We start from the raw sequence: 15,808 nt of genomic DNA on the forward strand, positions 1-15,808 counted from the left end.
CCTGGAAGGGGATGCCGAGCGAACCGAACGGCGCCCCTGATTCCGCGTCCACCAGGTTCAACTGGAGCGTCACCACGTCCTCCCGGTGGGCCACGCCCTGGAAGTAGAGGAAGCCCTCCTGCGTGCCGCCGGGCTCCAGTGTGCCCTCCGGCAGTGCGTTGTTGAGCATGTCCGCGGTGGGCAGTGGTGGATCGTAGTAGTACGGCCCCCCGTAGAAGTTGCCTCCCCAGCCCCAGGGCCCGCCGTACCAGCCCGGTCCCCAGCCGCCGCGCCAGGGCCCGTAGCCGTAGCCGCCGCCCGCCCACGCCCTGCCCCCGGGGTACATCACCGGGCTGATGCGCGCGGGCGCCTCCGTCTCATTCGAGGACGTGGCCTGCCGCAGCGACAGGGGCGGCAGCGCGCTGTAGCGGAAGCGCGTCTCCTGGCCCACCAGCGCGAAGTCCTTGTACTGGAGGCGGATCGGGCGGTCCCCATTGTTCTCCAGCCGGACGTAGACAGGGGTGACCCGGCGCTCCAGGTCGGACGGTGAGCCCTTCCAGGCCGAGCCGTCCGCCGTGAGCCGCACGCCCTCCTGCTCCTTGATGGCGCTGCTCTTGCCGCCCTGGAGGACTCCCGCTTCCGGCACGGGCCGCAGCTTCGTCTCCGCCGCGCAGCCCGCCATCAGCATCAACCCCAGGGCCCCCACTCCCAATGCTTCACGCATCGTATGCCTCCTCGTACTTCAAGGTAGGGCGTGCGGCGTTCAGGGGATGACATGCCTCGTGCTCCCACCCGGAGGGGGGGCCGGCGGCCGGGGACTCTACGGCTGGGGCGTCACCGGCTCGGCGGCGGTGGCGGGCCAGGAGGGCGCGTTGACGAAGTCCCAGTCCTGATGGCGCGCCCAGGTCTCGAAGGTCTGCCAGCCCACGCGCAGGTGGCTGTTGCGCAGCGTGAGGATGTCCGCGTGGTAGCCCACCCGGTCCAGCCACTCGAACATGGCCGCCAGGTCCTCGCTCTGCTGTTGGAGTTGAGCCAGGGGAATCTGTTCGAAGTGGATGCGGTGGCCGCTCACCATGGAGAGCAGCGCGGCGGCCTGCTGGCCCGTCACCTCGTCGGAGGCAACTTCGATGCGCTCGCCGATGAAGCGCTCCGGGTCTCCCAGCACGTGCATCGCGAAGCCGGCCAGGTCCTCCACCGCGACCATCTGGAGGCCGCGCGTCGCGGGCAGCCCCAGGGCCAGCTTCCCCTCCGCCAGCATGTCGCGCGTGGGCCGCTGGAGGAGGTTCTCCATGAAGAAGGTGGGGCCCAGGATGGTGAAGGGCATGTCGCGCCGCCGCAGGTACAGCTCCACGGCGTGCTTGCTGTCGAAGTGCGGGATGCCGGTGAGCTCCGACGCGCCCGCCACGGACGAGTACACGAAGTGCCGCACGCTGGCGCGCTTCGCCGCGTCCGCCAGGTTCTTGCCGTGCTGGACCTCCGCGTCCACGCCGCCCGCGCCGAAGGGCGTGGCCATGGCGTAGACGGCGTCCACGCCGCGCATGGCGCTCTCCAGCGAGACGGGGTCGTCGAAGTCGCCCTGGGCCAGGGTGACGCCGGGCCTGCGCAGGGCGCGGGCGGCCGGAGCGTCCGCGTCCCGCACCAGCGCCACCACGTGGTGCCCCCGGTCGGCGAGCTTGCGGAGGACGGCACCGCCCTGCTGGCCGGTGGCGCCAGTGACGAGCACGGTGATGGAGAAATCCACGGGCATGGCTTCAGACCTCCGGACGCGACGTGTCACGGAAAGCTGGAGACGCTCCCTTCCATTGGCGAGGCCTGGAAGCCGCAGTGTCTTCCCCCTAGCACAGGCTCCCGAGGCAGGCAGGCGACCGGAAGGGAGGGACAGGCGGCATGGCATCCTCCCGGCCCCATGAGCAAGCGTGACACGCCCCCGTCCTCCGAGCTGGTCTCCGCCGCACAGTCGCTCGACGCAGAGCTGCTGCGCTTCGAGGCGCTGTCGGAGCAGCTGAAGGAGGCGCCCCTGACATCGGAGAAGCACCTGGAGCGCGCGTCGAAGACGCTCAAGGACCTGGCGGACCTGGACGACGCGCTGCGGATGCGCGTGGGCGCGCTGGTGCAGGCCATCACCGGGGTGCGCAACCGGCAGCAGGCGCAGGCGGACGCGGTCAACGTGTGCGCGCAGGAGCTGCAGCAGCGCACGGAGGTGTTCAAGGAGCTGCTCACGCGCTACGGGGCGCTGGGGCAGAGCGCGGCGGACCTCAACGGGCGCATGCAGGAGTTCGCGGCGCTGCGCCAGCAGGCCACGCGCACGGTGGAGGAGGACGCGCGGCTCACGGAGGTCTTCACCGCGCTCCAGGCGCGCATGGCGGAGGTGGCGGACGACGCGGCCACGCTGACTCTCGCGGCGGAGGAGGCGAAGTTCACCGACATCGGCCGGCAGGCGGATTCGCTGCGACAGCAGCTGCTCTCCGCGCGCAACAAGCTGGGCCTGTTGCACCAGAGCCTGTCGAAGTGAGGGTGTTTCAGCTGAGGTAGGTGGGCTCGAAGTCGTCCGGGCTGTCGATGGGGCGGCGTCCGGAGAAGCCGGCCTTCAAGTCATGCCAGTGCGCCACGGCGTTCTCGCCGTAGCGCCAGCAGAGGTACACGGGCTCCTCGCCGCGCCGCGCGTGGAAGTCCACCAGGCCGTCCGCGCCCTTTATCTCCAGGCCCATCTCCTGGAGCGGGCCCAGCTCACCGCGGATGCGCTCCAGCAGCTCGTCGCGCTCCTCTCGGAAGGAGCGCACCTCGAGGGTGTCGGGCGGAGCCTCCGGGCCGTCCAGCACCTCCGCCAGCTTCTGCACGCGCTCCACCCAGGGGCGCACGCGCCCGAAGGTCTTCGTCAGCAACGGCACCAGCCGGCTGGCCTCTTCCACGCTGAAAAAGCGCATCGGGGGGACAGCATGCAGTGAGAGCCCTCCGCAGGCCACTCCCTTCGGGGTGGGGGCGGGAGGGTGTGTCACGGCGGCCGTGACATGTCTGAAACATGGCAGCGGGTGAGACGGGCGGTCACCCGCGCCGGAGCGATGACAGGTTTTCCAGGAGCCAGCGCCAGGCGGCTTCGCGCAAGGGGAAGGCGGCCTCGCGCGCGAGGAAGGCGGGGGTGTGTTCCGCGGCGCAGCGGCCAGCGTCGTCGTGGGCGTCGGGGCCGGCGTCGGTGGCGGCGAGGTCCGCGTGCAGCAGGGCGTGGAAGACGATGAAGTCCACGACGAAGGCGGGCACGGAGGGGCGGTCCAGCGCGGGGTGGACACGCACCTCGCGCAGGCGAGCGTCGTAGCCGCCCAGGTGGATGGTGCGGCGGGTGCGGCGGGCGGGGCGGCGGGCCCAGCCCACCTCCACGGCGTGCACGCGCCCGTCGAAGTAGGCCGCGTCCAGCCGGGCGTGGACGGCCTTGAGGTCGAAGCAGCGGCCGCGAGTGCGCAGCGGGGCTCCGGGCCTGCGCTCCCGGCGCACCTGGCCGTGGTGGGCGTGGCTGAAGGCCTCCAGCACCTCGCCGGCGGCGGTGTCGCCGGACACGTAGAGGGCCAGGGCGCGCACCACGGTGTCGGGTGCGTCCAGGAAGAGGTGGTGCAGGCGCAGGCGCACGCCTTCGGGGAGGCGGCGGTAGCTCACCAGGGTGGCGCGGTTGTCCGTGAGGCGCAGGTGCACGGGCTGGCCCAGCAGGGCGGACACGCGCCGGGCCAGGTCCGCGGCCCGGGGCAGCGCGTCCTCGCGCGAGGGCAGCCGCGAACGCTCCGGCTCACGCCCGGGCGCCGGGGCGTCGAACATCGCCAGTTGTCCGGGCGGCGGACGCATTGGGGGAAAGGTAAGCCCTGCCCCGGCCCGATGGCCAGGAGGATGCGTGGCGCCGTGTCCGGCGTCCTACGCGGGCCGCGGGCTGAGCGGCCTCGAGCGCGGTGCGCGTCCAGTGGCTGCGAGGCCTTCGGCGTGGATGCGGCGCCCCTGGTGCGAGATTCGAGCCCCATGCGGGGGCACCCCGTCCGCGCCGCGCCGCACGAACCTGTCCGACAGTCGGACTGGCCAGGGCGCGGAGCCCTTGGTGCGGGATGCGAGCCCCATGCGGGGGCACCCCGTCCGCGCCGCGCCGCACGAACCTGTCCGACAGTCGGACCGGCCTGGGCCGCGAGGTCGCGTTCGTCAGCGGCGGGCGTTCCACGGGGGACGGCCGTCACGCCTTCGGAAGCGCGGGGTACCGGTCCGCGAGCGAGGCGATGACGGCGAGCAGCTCCCCGGGCTCCACCGGCTTGGGCACGTGGCTCTGGAAGCCGGCGCGCAGCACGCGGGTGCGGTCCTCCGAGCGGGCATAGGCGGTGATGGCCACCGCCGGGGTGTGGCCGCCCTTCTCGGCGGACAGCGCGCGCACGCGCTCGATGAAGCCGTAGCCGTCCGTGACCGGCATGCCGATGTCGGAGACGAGCACGTCCGGATGCTCCGCCTGGAGCACCTGGAGTCCCTCCAGCGCGGAGCCCGCGGTCACCACCCGGGCGCCGCTGTCCTCCAGGAGCGTGCTCAGCAGCTCGCGCGCGTCCTCCTCGTCATCCACCACGAGCACCCGCACGCCGCCCAGCTCCGGCGGGGGCGAGGGCATCCGCTCCGCCACGGGAGGTTTCGGCGACGGCGGCATGGTGGGGTCGCGCCACTGCGTGACGGACAGGGGCAGCCGCACGGTGAAGGTGGCGCCCCGGCCCTCGCCGTCGCTGGCGGCGGAGACGGTGCCGCCGTGCATCTCCACGATGTGCCGAACGATGGCCAGCCCCAGTCCCAGCCCACCCGTCTTGCGCGTGCTGCCGCCGTCGGCCTGGCGGAAGCGCTCGAAGACGTGGGGGAGGAAGGCCTCGGAGATGCCCTGGCCGGTGTCCTCCACGGTGAGCTCCACGATGGAGTCGCGCCGCGCCACCACCAGCCGCACGTGGCCGCCCTTGGGCGTGAACTTCACCGCGTTGGACAGCAGGTTCCACACCACCTGCTGGAGCCGGTGCGGATCGCCCATGACGCTGCTGGTGGTGTCCACCGTGGCCCTTACCTCGATGCGGCGCGCGTCCGCCGCTGGCTGCACGGACTCGAGCGCCTGCTGCACCACCGCGGACAGGTCCACGGGCGACACGTCCAGTTTGAGCTTGCCGGACACGATGCGGCTGACGTCGAGCAGGTCCTCGATGAGCTGTCCCTGCGCGCGCGCGTTGCGCTCGATGGTCTCCAGCGCGCGCTCCTGGCGGGGGGCGGGCAGGGTGCCGGTGCGCAGGAGCTGCACCCAGCCGAGGATGGCCGTGAGGGGCGTGCGCAGCTCATGGCTGATGGTGGCGAGGAACTCGTCCTTGAGCTGGTTGGCCTCTTCGGCCTCGCGGCGCGCGGCGCTCTCGCGGGCGAGCAGGGCCTCGCGGTCCACCTCCGCCTGCTTGCGGTCGGAGATGTCGATGACGCTGCCGATGTAGCCCAGGAAGTGTCCGTCCGCGTCGAAGCGGGGCGAGCCGGTGTCCACGGCCCACCGGTAGTGTCCGTCCGTGCCGCGCAGGCGGTAGTCCAGGCGGAAGGGCTGGCGGGCGGCGTTGGACTCCGTGAAGGTCCGCTGCGTGCGCTCCAGGTCGTCGGGGTGGATGGCGTCGAACCAGCCGAAGCCCAGACCCGTGGCCTCGGTCTGGCCGGTGAAGGCGTACCAGCCCCGGTTCATGTACGTCGTGGCGCCTTGCACGTCCGTCACCCAGAGCATGACGGGGGCGTGGTCCGCCATGTTGCGGAAGCGGGCCTCGCTGTCGCGCACGACCTCCAGCAGTTGTTCGCGCTCCTGGGCCACGGTCTTCTGTTCGGTGATGTCGCGCGCGGCGGCGTAGATGAGGCCCAGCTCGGGCGCGGGGCGGGAGGCCCACGCGAGCCACCGGTAGCGGCCGTCGCGGGTGCGGAAGCGGTTCTGGAAGCGCAGGGTGGGGATGCCGTGGGCCAGCTTGCGCATCTCCTCCTGGGTGGACGCCCGGTCATCGGGGTGGATGAGGTCCATGAAGGGGTGCTGGTAGAGCTCCGCTTCGCTCCACCCGAGCACGCTGACGAAGTACGTGTTCACGCGCTTGAAGTACCCGTCCAGGCCCGCGACGCAGAACATGTCCGGGGACAGCTGGAAGAAGCGCTCGCGCTCCTCGACCTCGATGTGGCGACGCTCGGCGCTGTCGAACGCGAACGGGATGACGGCCTGGGCCAGCGCGTTGTCGATGCTGGCGCCAAGCACGCGCAGTTGATGCAGCGGCACGTCCACGTCGGCGCGCTCGGCGCGCGACAGGATGCAGTCGCGCAGGAGGGCGTATTCGCGCGTGACGAGGGACACGTCCGCGCCCAGGCGCAGGCGCTGCCGGCCGTGTGCTCCAGCGGCCTCGCTGTGGTGGAGCGGGGGGAGGCCGTCCGCGTCCTCCTCCGCGTCCACGAGCGCGGTGTGGAGCTCATCGAGCAGGGCGGGCAGGGCGTCAACGAGCTGCTCTTGTGACAGGCGCAGGGTGGTGAAGAGAGGCGACACCCGGGCGCACCAGTCCTCCAGGAGCGCCTCGCGTTCGGTGTTCAGCAGCCCGGCCAGGGACGCAGGGGACCGGCCCCTCGTGGGCATGGGCTCTTCGGATGAAGGGCCGTGCTCCTGTGGACCCGACGAAGACATGAATGTTCTTGAGGTGCGGCGGCCGGGCTCGCATGGGCAGGGGCGGGATGTTCGGCCCCTGCCTCCTTGCCTGGGCAGCGGTCAGGCGGCTTCAGCGCACGGTGACGATGCGGCCCTGCGCATCCACGCAATAGACCGCGCCTCCATCCAGGATCTCCGCATCCAGGCCGCAGCGCGACAGATCCGGAATGAAGGAGATGAAGAACAATCCCTCCTCGGAGCGGAGCACACGCGTCTCGTAGGTGTCGCGGCGTGACAGACACTCCGCGATGCGCGGATCGCGTGCATGGGTCTGGACCTTCCGACCCGGTGGAAGGAAGTCGTTCAGTGCCAGGCTCAGGGCCTCCAGCATGGGCCCTGAAAGATGGGTGGCATTGTCGAAGGACTCCGGGAAGTGAACCCGAGCCGCTTCTTCTTCAGGCGCACGAGGAGCCACAGGGAGCTTGTGGTAGCCGAGCAGGCCGCACCCACTCAGCCCAAGACCCAGGAGCCCGAGTCCGAGCGCGCGCAATCCACGCAGCGTCATGGCAGCCAGTCCTTTCCCTCGAAGGCCTTGAACGCGCCCCAGTCGCCAGCGGGAGATGTGGCGGTGGCACCCGCCGTCAGGGGCGGCGAGGAATCACCAGTGGGCTCCCTATGGGAACATCACGTTGTCGAGTGTGATCGTACGCGGCCCGTCTTCCTCCCACAGCTTCAGGGAGAAGGCTCCCTGGGCCGCCGTTGAAGCGTCGGCCTCCACCACGACGAGCCCGAACTCACCTGTCGGGATGGGCCGTTGCTGCCAGAGCCGAAGCACCTTCAACTCCGCCCCGGTCTTGCCTCGAAGCGTTGCCCCCTTCGCGACCCATGGAGGAGCGCCCGCCATCACCGTCAAATTGATCTCGACAGCAACCCCCGTCGCGGACCGATAACTCTTGACGGAGGTTGCCTTAAGCGCGTTTCCAGCCGCACGAGCGACAGCCTCGGTCACGAGTCGTCCGGTCACTCCATGCTCGTCCAGCGCGCCGGAGAAGACGAGACCTGCCAGCCCGCCCGGAGCATTCTGTTCGGCCACCAGTCGTACGACTTCGCCCTGGCAGCGCGTCAACCCCGCACGAACCTCCCGGATTTCTTGCTGGTACGTCTCGATTGTCCGCATGCCGCGATAGACCTCAATGAGAGGTTCCGCCGTCGCGGGATGCACTCGAAGAAGGAATGAGGCGCTTGCTGGCGCAGCCCCATCCCGGAAGCGCACGAACAGACGCAGCCTCTCTCCAGCAGTCAAACGTGCTGAAGGCACCAGCCGCAATGTGGCCTGCCCTGCATCCACGAGAGAAAAGCGGTCCCGGCTCTCCAGTTCGACTTCGCCGCGCTTCAAGTCGGAGTCGAAGAGGAACGTTGTCGAAAGCTGAGCGCTGATTGCGATTTCGTGGGTGGAGGAAGCGTCATCGGGAGCCAACTCGATCCGGCGCACGCCCGGCAAGGAAGCACCGGCTTCCGATGGGTCGGCCGACGCTCCACTCGCGAGCAGGAGTCCAAGGAGCACGGCGAAAGAAGAAGAAGACACTCGGCGATGGCTCCCGGGGAATCCCGCTACTCGAACTCGCTCACCGCTCTCACTTGAGCGCTCGTGAAGATACGGGCACTGGAGGGTGAGTCGTCTCCAGGCTTTCGGGCCATGCCTCGGACACTGTCCTCCGCGAGGACCTCCATGCACACGGGAAAACTGTCGCCCTTCGGCGTCGTTGCCCAGGTCAGGCGCCCATACACGCGATCCCTCACGATGAGCCGGCCAGACAGCACCGTGTTGCTCGGCATGTCCTTCCAAGGGCCAGCCAGGATCAATTCCGTCGGCCCCTCCCGCACGGAGATGACCTTCGGATCGTCGATGATGAAGACCGCGTAGGCTTTGCGGCCCAGGGGAATGTTCAGCTTCTCCATGGCCTTCACTGCCCCCACCGGACACGGCTCTGGCGGCGGAGGCGGACGTACCTGCGACCCGGGGCACGCGAGCGCCGCACAAGCCGCCGCCGTGCTCGCCGCGCGGGTCATGACACTCATGCCCTTCTTCGCGGGCTTCGAGGGGAGCTGAGGGGGCAGGGTGTCTTCCGGTCGCGTCGTCACGGTGGCTGAGTCCTCCTGGAGCGTCGCGGGGAGAGCGACGGCCGCGGCGGTGGCCTCCGGCCCGGTTGGAGCAGCGGCGCGGCCAGCTTGAGGCGACTTGCCAGGGGGCGCTACTTCCTGACGGGTGTGGGCCAGCCTCGCGATGCGTGACGTCCCAAGTCCCCACGCCGCCCCTGCCAGGACGAGCACCAGGACGAGCGCCATCCAGGCACGGAAGGCTCCGCGCTTCACAGGCGCAACATGTACGGTCGTCGCGGGATGCGGCGACACGTTCGCCGCGGCATTCGCGTCCCCAACTGGCGCCACTTTCAGGGGAAGGCGTTGGCCCCGGCGCGGACGGTGCCGGGGTTCGTTCCGCCACTGCTCGAAGCTGTCGAGGTCCTCCCCCTCCGTCGTCGCGGAGTCCTCGGCATAGGCGTCGCAGAGCGGCACGTCCCACGCCGCGTCCGCGCCACGCAGCGCCTCCTCCAGGGACTCGCAAAGCTGCCGGGCGCTCGGCGTGCGCGCCTCGGGCGTCTTCTCCAAGAGCCGCAGGCACACGTCGCCCAGCGCCCGGGGCACGCGCTCATTCTCCTTGTGCGGCGGCATGGGCGCGCTCCCGAGAATCGCCTCCGTCAAGCTGGCGGCATCCTCGCCATCGAAGGGGAAGCGCGCCGTCAGCAGCCGGTAGAAGACGAGGCCCAGCGCCCACAAGTCGTCCGCCGGGCCCGCCGTGTACCGGGCGTCCGGCGCCTCGCGATGGGCCCTGAGGAAGCGCCATGCCTCCGGCGCGCGGTAGTCCACCGTCCCGGGCGGGAGGATGTCCGCGGTCAAGTCACGCGCGCCCGCGTAGTCGCCAATGCCGAAGTCCACCAGCTTGGCCACGCCATCCGAGGCGCGCACCATGATGTTGGCCTCCTTCACGTCCCGGTGCACCACCCCGTCCGCATGGGCGGCGGCGAGCGCCCGCGCCACGCCCAACAGCACGCGCGCCGCCTGTCGCGCCGTGGGATTCTCCGCGTCAGCCCATTCGTCCAGTTGGCGCCCGTCGACGTACTCCATGACGATGACGGCGAACTGAGGCTGGGCCACCGGCCAGTAGCCGTGGCCCAGGATTCTCACCACGTTGGGGTGCCGCAGCCGGGTGAGGATGGAGACTTCGCGCTCCGCCCGCTCGCCCACGCGCGGCAGGTGCAGCAGCTTCAGGGCGAAGCGCTGGCCCTCGCAGCGCGCGAGGTACACCGTCCCGAAGCCTCCCTGCCCCAGCTGGTGCTCCACCGTGTAGCCCAGCAACTGGGCCCCCGGATTCAGCACGGCGGGAGGCGGCCCCCGAATCATGGCTGCCCTCTTTCGGACTTCCAGCCTTCTCGCATGCGGCGGCCTCCCGGCGGGGCGCGCACCCTACCCAAGGCATGAGAAGCCCGGGAGGCCCAACGCCTTGGGACGCATCCAGCTGGGGACTCGTGGAGTCCACTCAAGCGCTTCCAACCTCCAACATTCATCCCTGCGCGCCCTGGGCTACGCTGAGCCCCGCCATGAATGAAGAACTCGGCATCACCATCGGCACGGAGGCTCGCGCGGCCCGCCAGCACCTGGGCCTGACTCAGGCCGAAGTCGCGGAGCGCATTGGACTGGTACACCCCGTCTACAACCGTCTGGAGCGCGGGAAGATGCTTCCCAGCGTCCCCTCCCTCTACCGCCTCTGCCGGGAGCTGCGCGTCTCCCCTGAGAAACTCCTGGGCCTCACCGCGACAGGTGACGTGCGCAAGGGCCACAAGCCCCAGCCCAAGGAAGAGGACGCCCCGGAGCTGCGGCGCCTTCTCCACCTCGCGCGCAAGTTGGACGCAGAGAAGCTGGACGCCCTTCTTCACGTCGCTTCGGCGCTGGCACGCTGACGGATTACTCCCGCTTCACGCCCTCCAGTTCATGGGGCTCCAGCCCTTCGCGGAAGAGGCCACTCTCGCCAAACTCCACCGCGTCGCGAAGGCCGCTGCCCTCCGCCAGTACCCGGGCCCACTCCACCGCGGCCTCCTGGCGGCCATAGCCCGGGTGCCGCCTTGCCAGGGCGATTCGCATGGCATCCCGCATGTCCGCCGCCGTGGCGAACCGCTCCTCGGGGTTGGCGCGCAGCGCGACATGCAGCATCGCCTTCACGTCCGGGGAGAGTGAGCCCACGGCCTCCTCGACGTCCTTCGGACCGAAGCTCGCCAGCAGCACCTGCATCTGTGTCAGCGGCAGGGAGGGAAGGATTTCCGAATAGAGGTAGGCCAGGCGCCTGGGCGGGCGTGGCACGTCCTCCACGTCGAAGAGGTGCTTGCCGGTGAAGAGCTCCACCAGCAGCACGCCCAGGCTGAAGACGTCGGAGCGCGGCGAAAGCGGCTGCCGCCCCAGGTATTCCGGCGAAGCGTAGGCCACATCTCCACGCACGAGGTTTGCGGGTGACTCCTCGCGTCCCACCACCAGCGAGTACGCCGCGCCGAAGTTCGTCAGCTTCACCTCGCCCTGTGTCCCCACGTAGACGTGGCGGGGGTTGACGTCGCGGTGGATGACGCCCAGCGACTGGCCGTCCGTGTCCGTCAGGGTGTGCGCGTGGTGCAGCGCCTCCGCGATCTCCGCGCCGACATAGAGGGCGAAGGACTCGGAGACGCGTCGTCCGCGCGCTACGCCCGCGCTCACCAGCGTCTCCAGCGAGGGGCCGTCCACGGACTCCATGACGACATGCAGCGCGCCCTGGTGCACCTTGCGGTGGAAGACCTGGGCGATGGCTGGGTGGCGCACGCGGAACGCCAGTTGAAGCTCCTCTCCCAAGCGCGTGCGCTGAATGTACGTGGAGGGGTTCGCCAGCTTCCGGACGAAGCAGAAGCCGGGCAACTCGTTCCCTCTCGCTGGGAAGCGTTGCGCCAGCATCAGCACCTCGCCCGTCTGCATCCGCACCAACTCGCGGACGGCTTCGTAGCGGATGCCGTCGATGGTGAAGAGGTGCTGGGGCCTGTCCGGCGTCGGCGGAAGTTGCCTGCGACGCGGCGAGGCTTCCGTGCGCGCCAGGTCGTTGGTCGTCGTGTCGGGCATGGCTCCTCGGGAGGCGGAAGAAAAGCGCGGCGCCTCCCAGGAACTTGAGTGGATTTGACTTTTAAAGTCCATGATTTTGAACTTTAAAGGTCAATAACTGTGTCTGGGTGAGGTTGGGAGTGCGGCCCGTCAAAGTCCCAGATACATGAGCAGCGCACCCAGGTCCGCGTCGGACAGGGCCTCCGTGCTGTAGAGCGGCATGTTGCCTCCCACGCCGAAGAACGGACCGTGCCGCACCTTCTCGATGACCACCTGCGCGTGCGGGATGCCCGGGAAGAGCCGGTCGTATTCGCGAGTCACCTCCGGCAGCACCGACGCCAGCTCCGTCAGCCGTCCATCTCCCGTGTGCGTCGCGCCGTGGCAGTTCTGGCACGCCGCCCGGTACACCGCTTCGCCTCGCGTGGCGTCGCCCCGGGGCACGTCCTGGATGTCCTTCACCACCGTGAACGGCAGCGCGGGCGCCTGCGCGTCCGGGCTGATCCGCGACAGGTACTCATACAGCGCGCGGGAGCGCGGCTCCTCCGCCCCCAGCTTCGTCACGCCGCGCATGAAGTTCACGTAGCAGAAGTTCACCGCGTCCAGCAGCTGCGTCTCGCCGCCGCCCCACCAGCTCGGCCGCGCCGCCACGTTGTACAGCGTGTGCCCTGAGTCGATGCGCCCCGCCGGCGCCTCCGCCGTCGTCACGTGGCACGTCGCGCACGAGAACTTGTTGTACTCGCTCGACGACAGCCGCGCGTCCTGGAACAGCGCCTCTCCGTAGTCCGCCGCGGCCTGGGGCCCCTCTTCGCCCCCACACCCGGCCAGCACCCCCGCGAGCACCGCCGCCACACCCGCGCGCAGGCCCCTCACGGCTGCCCCCGCAACAGGCTCACCGAGTCCGGGAAGATGCCCATCCGCACCGTGGACAGCACCGTGCCCTCCGTCAGGTCCACGACGTGCAACGTGCCCGGGCCGATGTGGTCCCCTTCGCAGACCGCCAATCCGTGGCGCTCGTCCGGCGTCAGCATGAACTGATGCACGTTGAGACATCCCGCCTGTGACAACTGCACCGTGCGCTGCACCGTGGACGTCGCCGCGTCGATGACCGCCACCGCGTCCTCCTGCTGATAGGGCATGTACAGCGTGCGCCCGTCCCGCGTGAACGCGCCGAACATGGGCGAGCCGCGCAGGTACACCGTGCGCTCCGGGTTCATCGCGCGCGTCCCGGGCTCCAGCACCTGCACCTGCTTGCTCGCGAGCGAGCTGACCCACACGTCCCCCGTCGTGGGCGACACCGTGAGCGCGTACGGCTGATGGCGCGGACTCACCGCGGTGCCCGAGCCCGCCGCCACCTTCACGCGCGTCACCGGCATGCCCGCCGCCGCCAGGTCCACCACCGCGACCTCGTCCGACCAGCACGCCACGTACGCCGTGCGCTCATCCGCGGACAGGCGCACCGCGTGCGGCGCGGGGCAGACCTTCACCCGCTCCTTCACCGTCATCGTCTCCGCGTCGAGGATGACCAGGCGCGAGACCATGTCCTCCTCCGGCCCGCCCTTCCGCGCCACGTCCGCGATGCGCAACAGGTCGAAGTGCGTCTGGTACAGCGTGCGCCCGTCCGCGCTGACGATGACGTCCCCCGGGTTGCGGTCCACGCGCGTGGACGCCACCAACCGGTTGTCCTTCGCGCTCAGCTTCAGGCAGTAGCCGTCCGCCGTCCCCGTCCCATGCGCGCCATGCGGACCCGAGCCGCCTCCGGGCACGTAGTTGGAGATGCCCACGTAGTAGTAGTCGCCCGCAGGCGACACCGCCGTGTGGTGCGGTCCCTCCAGCTCCACCGGGTTGAGCCCCACCGGCACGCGCGCCAGCTCGCCCCAGCCCGGCGTCCCCAGCCCGTCCATGTCCAGCAGGCTCACGGAGTCATCCAGGCTGTTCGTCACCAGCAGCCGCCCGGAAGCTCCCGGAGGCGGCACCGTCGAGCCGCCCCGCGTCCACGGGTTTGGATCCGCGTACGTCAGCTCGGGCACGTCCTTGCCCGGCTCCGGCGGTTCGGCCTCCGTGCAAGCGCCCAGTGCCAGAACGCAAAGCCAGGCGGCGCGCCTCACCTGGCCATTCCCATGGTGAAGGGCACCGGAGTCCCCAGCGTGTACGGCCCCTCAGTGATGCGGTTCTGCACCAGGTACGCGCTCACCACCTGCACCGACAGCGCCTTGCCCGCCGAGTCCTTCACCGTCTGCCAGGAGCCGTCATCCAGTTGCCACTGCAACTCCGACGTCAACACCTGGACGATGGGGCACTCGCGCCCGGCGACGTGGACCTTCACCCAGTAGAGGTCGCCCGTGTACGGCGGCAGGTGGGCTTCGGCGGTGGGCAGCACCAGGTTCCCCAGCCACGCGAGCACCGAGCGCTTCGACTCGCGAGGACGGGCCTCCAGCAGGGGGGACGTGCGGCCCGGGCGTTCCAGCGACGCGCGCAGCGGAGACGTCCACTGCCACAGCGGCGCGGATTGGTCCGTCCAGTACTCCTGCTGGGACTCGGGCGACGTGAGCGTCACCGCGCGCGAACTGTCCTGGGGCTGGTTCCTCGCATCCACCAGCGTGCGCCACGCCTCGTCCGTGGCGCCGCCCGCGTAGAGCGGTTCCTCGCACTCGGTGGCCTGGGGCTCGGTGTCGTCGCCGTTGCACGCGCTCAGGGCGAGCAGCGCGACAGCAGCGGTACTCCAGGGCAGGGACGTCTTCAGCTTCATGGTCATGGGGCCTCGCGCCGACGGCCGCGGCGCGTCAAGGGAAGCAAGGGAAGCAGGAACAGCGGAAGCAACATGCCCGCGGGCGCGGCGGCACAACCGGAGGACGGCTTCGGCTTCGGGTCGGCGGGCGTGCCCGCGTCCTCCACCGGCTGCACTCCCGCATCCAGCACGCCGGCGTCCGGAACGCCATCCGGGTAGAGCGGCGCGCCAATCGTCTCCGCGAGCTGGGGCCAGCGCGACGGACACAGCTCGCGCACGGGCGTTCCCGCCGGGCACTGATGGCTGCCTTGGATCTGCTCCAGGCTGAAGAGGGGCTCCCACGTGGTGCCGTCGTCGCTGCTGCGCGCCAGCGACCAGTCATGGAGCCACGGCGAGCCGCAGCCGTAGATGACGTCTCCCACGCGCGTCACGCACGCGTTGCCGGTGGGCAGCACCAGCTTGGAGAAGGCCCCGCCCTCCTGGCTGCGGAAAAAGGAGCTGTACGTGGACACCCACGCGGTGCCGCCGTCGGCGGAGACGTCCATGTTGATGAACACGTCGTCGATGCCGGCGCCCGTGCGCGCGGTGAAGGTGCGCCCGCCGTCCGTGCTGTGCAGGATGTGCGTATAGCCCTGCGCGGACACGCGCGCCCAGACGCGGTGCGGCTCCACCGGGTCCGTCGCCGTCACCACGAAGTCGAACGGGCGCACCAGGTCCGGGAAGGCCTGCGGCAATTCCTCCCACGTCTCGCCCGCGTCGTCGCTGCGGAACAGATACATGCGCGCCGTGTCCGACGCGGACACGTAGAGCGTGCGCGGGTCCGCGGTGGACACGCGCACGGCGGAGAAGAGGACCCCCGCGCGCTGGAGCCCCAACGGCCGCCACGTCTCCCCGCCGTCCTCCGAGCGGAACACCCCGTTGGTCGCCGACGTGGAGCGGCCCGTGGCCACGTACAGCACCGCGTCATCCGAGGGGTGCGCCGCGAGCCCCGTCACCCAGGTGTCCTTGAACGCCGGGTGCGACGACCACGAACACGCGCCGTCCTTCGAGGACAGCAGCGCGTTGCCGGTGGCCGCCAGGATTTGCCCTGTCTCGCGCCAGACGAAGGACTCCGGGCGCCAGCCGCCATACCCCATGGCATCCGGACACACCCAGCGCCACGTCCGCCCACTGTCGCGCGAGATGACCGCGCCAAACGTGGCCCCCACGAAGAAGTCCTCGGAGTGGCCTCGCCGCAGCGTGACGTTGGCCGTCTCCGGCAGGCCCGCGTGCGCCCACGCGGCGCCCGAGCTCACCGAGCCCAGGAG

The 15,808-nt window shown here is 70.3% G+C and carries 15 protein-coding genes; 2 read left to right on the forward strand and 13 right to left on the reverse strand.

Going from position 1 to position 15,808, the window contains the following annotated elements:
• Both D7Y11_RS35795 and D7Y11_RS35800 read right to left on the reverse strand, forming a co-directional pair.
• A partial coding sequence (locus tag D7Y11_RS35795) for a hypothetical protein (RefSeq protein ID WP_199753879.1) occupies positions 1 to 703 on the reverse strand: 703 nt, incomplete at its 3' end.
• Between the two features lie 96 nt (positions 704 to 799).
• Positions 800 to 1,726 (reverse strand): NmrA/HSCARG family protein, encoded by a 927-nt coding sequence (locus D7Y11_RS35800; RefSeq protein ID WP_169822714.1) that lies wholly within the window; start codon positions 1,724 to 1,726, stop codon positions 800 to 802.
• Between the two features lie 159 nt (positions 1,727 to 1,885).
• Here D7Y11_RS35800 and D7Y11_RS35805 point away from each other — a divergent pair, with 159 nt between their 5' ends.
• Positions 1,886 to 2,491: a hypothetical protein gene (locus D7Y11_RS35805; RefSeq protein ID WP_126935922.1), complete on the forward strand. Its 606-nt coding sequence runs from the start codon at positions 1,886 to 1,888 to the stop codon at positions 2,489 to 2,491.
• 7 nt (positions 2,492 to 2,498) lie between these two features.
• Here D7Y11_RS35805 and D7Y11_RS35810 read toward each other — a convergent pair whose 3' ends face one another.
• The 6 genes from D7Y11_RS35810 to D7Y11_RS35835 all read right to left on the reverse strand — a co-directional run bounded on the left by D7Y11_RS35810 (position 2,499) and on the right by D7Y11_RS35835 (position 10,066).
• On the reverse strand, positions 2,499 to 2,903 hold the full coding sequence (locus D7Y11_RS35810; RefSeq protein WP_120581637.1) for a DUF2203 domain-containing protein: 405 nt from the start codon (positions 2,901 to 2,903) through the stop codon (positions 2,499 to 2,501).
• A gap of 118 nt (positions 2,904 to 3,021) precedes the next feature.
• Positions 3,022 to 3,780 (reverse strand): hypothetical protein, encoded by a 759-nt coding sequence (locus D7Y11_RS35815; protein ID WP_126935923.1) that lies wholly within the window; start codon positions 3,778 to 3,780, stop codon positions 3,022 to 3,024.
• Between the two features lie 400 nt (positions 3,781 to 4,180).
• Positions 4,181 to 6,598, reverse strand: a complete 2,418-nt coding sequence (locus D7Y11_RS35820) for a PAS domain S-box protein (RefSeq protein ID WP_158642041.1) — start codon at positions 6,596 to 6,598, stop codon at positions 4,181 to 4,183.
• Between the two features lie 139 nt (positions 6,599 to 6,737).
• Positions 6,738 to 7,172, reverse strand: coding sequence for a hypothetical protein (locus D7Y11_RS35825; protein WP_126935925.1), 435 nt, complete (start codon positions 7,170 to 7,172; stop codon positions 6,738 to 6,740).
• Between the two features lie 108 nt (positions 7,173 to 7,280).
• Entirely contained in the window at positions 7,281 to 8,192 is a 912-nt protein-coding gene (locus D7Y11_RS35830) for a DUF2381 family protein (RefSeq protein WP_121754225.1), read from the reverse strand.
• Between the two features lie 26 nt (positions 8,193 to 8,218).
• Positions 8,219 to 10,066, reverse strand: a complete 1,848-nt coding sequence (locus tag D7Y11_RS35835; RefSeq protein ID WP_120580725.1) for a serine/threonine-protein kinase — start codon at positions 10,064 to 10,066, stop codon at positions 8,219 to 8,221.
• 197 nt (positions 10,067 to 10,263) lie between these two features.
• On the opposite strand from D7Y11_RS35835, the gene D7Y11_RS35840 reads away from it, so the two are divergent.
• Positions 10,264 to 10,623, forward strand: coding sequence for a helix-turn-helix transcriptional regulator (locus tag D7Y11_RS35840; RefSeq protein WP_120580726.1), 360 nt, complete (start codon positions 10,264 to 10,266; stop codon positions 10,621 to 10,623).
• Between the two features lie 4 nt (positions 10,624 to 10,627).
• Here D7Y11_RS35840 and D7Y11_RS35845 read toward each other — a convergent pair whose 3' ends face one another.
• From D7Y11_RS35845 to D7Y11_RS35865, 5 genes are all read right to left on the reverse strand, one after another.
• A complete protein-coding gene (locus D7Y11_RS35845; RefSeq protein ID WP_120580727.1) occupies positions 10,628 to 11,797 on the reverse strand; it encodes a serine/threonine-protein kinase in 1,170 nt (389 codons plus the stop codon).
• 129 nt (positions 11,798 to 11,926) lie between these two features.
• The gene (locus D7Y11_RS35850) at positions 11,927 to 12,646 is read right to left on the reverse strand and encodes a c-type cytochrome (RefSeq protein ID WP_126935926.1); all 720 of its coding nucleotides are present in this window, start codon (positions 12,644 to 12,646) and stop codon (positions 11,927 to 11,929) included.
• Positions 12,643 to 13,881 (reverse strand): YncE family protein, encoded by a 1,239-nt coding sequence (locus tag D7Y11_RS35855; RefSeq protein WP_126935927.1) that lies wholly within the window; start codon positions 13,879 to 13,881, stop codon positions 12,643 to 12,645. The genes D7Y11_RS35850 and D7Y11_RS35855 overlap by 4 nt, the downstream gene beginning before the upstream one ends.
• Entirely contained in the window at positions 13,878 to 14,528 is a 651-nt protein-coding gene (locus D7Y11_RS35860) for a hypothetical protein (RefSeq protein WP_233607499.1), read from the reverse strand. The genes D7Y11_RS35855 and D7Y11_RS35860 overlap by 4 nt, the downstream gene beginning before the upstream one ends.
• Positions 14,525 to 15,808 (reverse strand): hypothetical protein (locus D7Y11_RS35865; RefSeq protein WP_126935928.1); only part of this gene is annotated, 1,284 nt, incomplete at its 5' end. The genes D7Y11_RS35865 and D7Y11_RS35860, both read right to left, overlap by 4 nt.

This window comes from Corallococcus sp. AB018, from assembly GCF_003986945.1.
Taxonomy (GTDB): Bacteria; Myxococcota; Myxococcia; order Myxococcales; family Myxococcaceae; genus Corallococcus; species Corallococcus exiguus.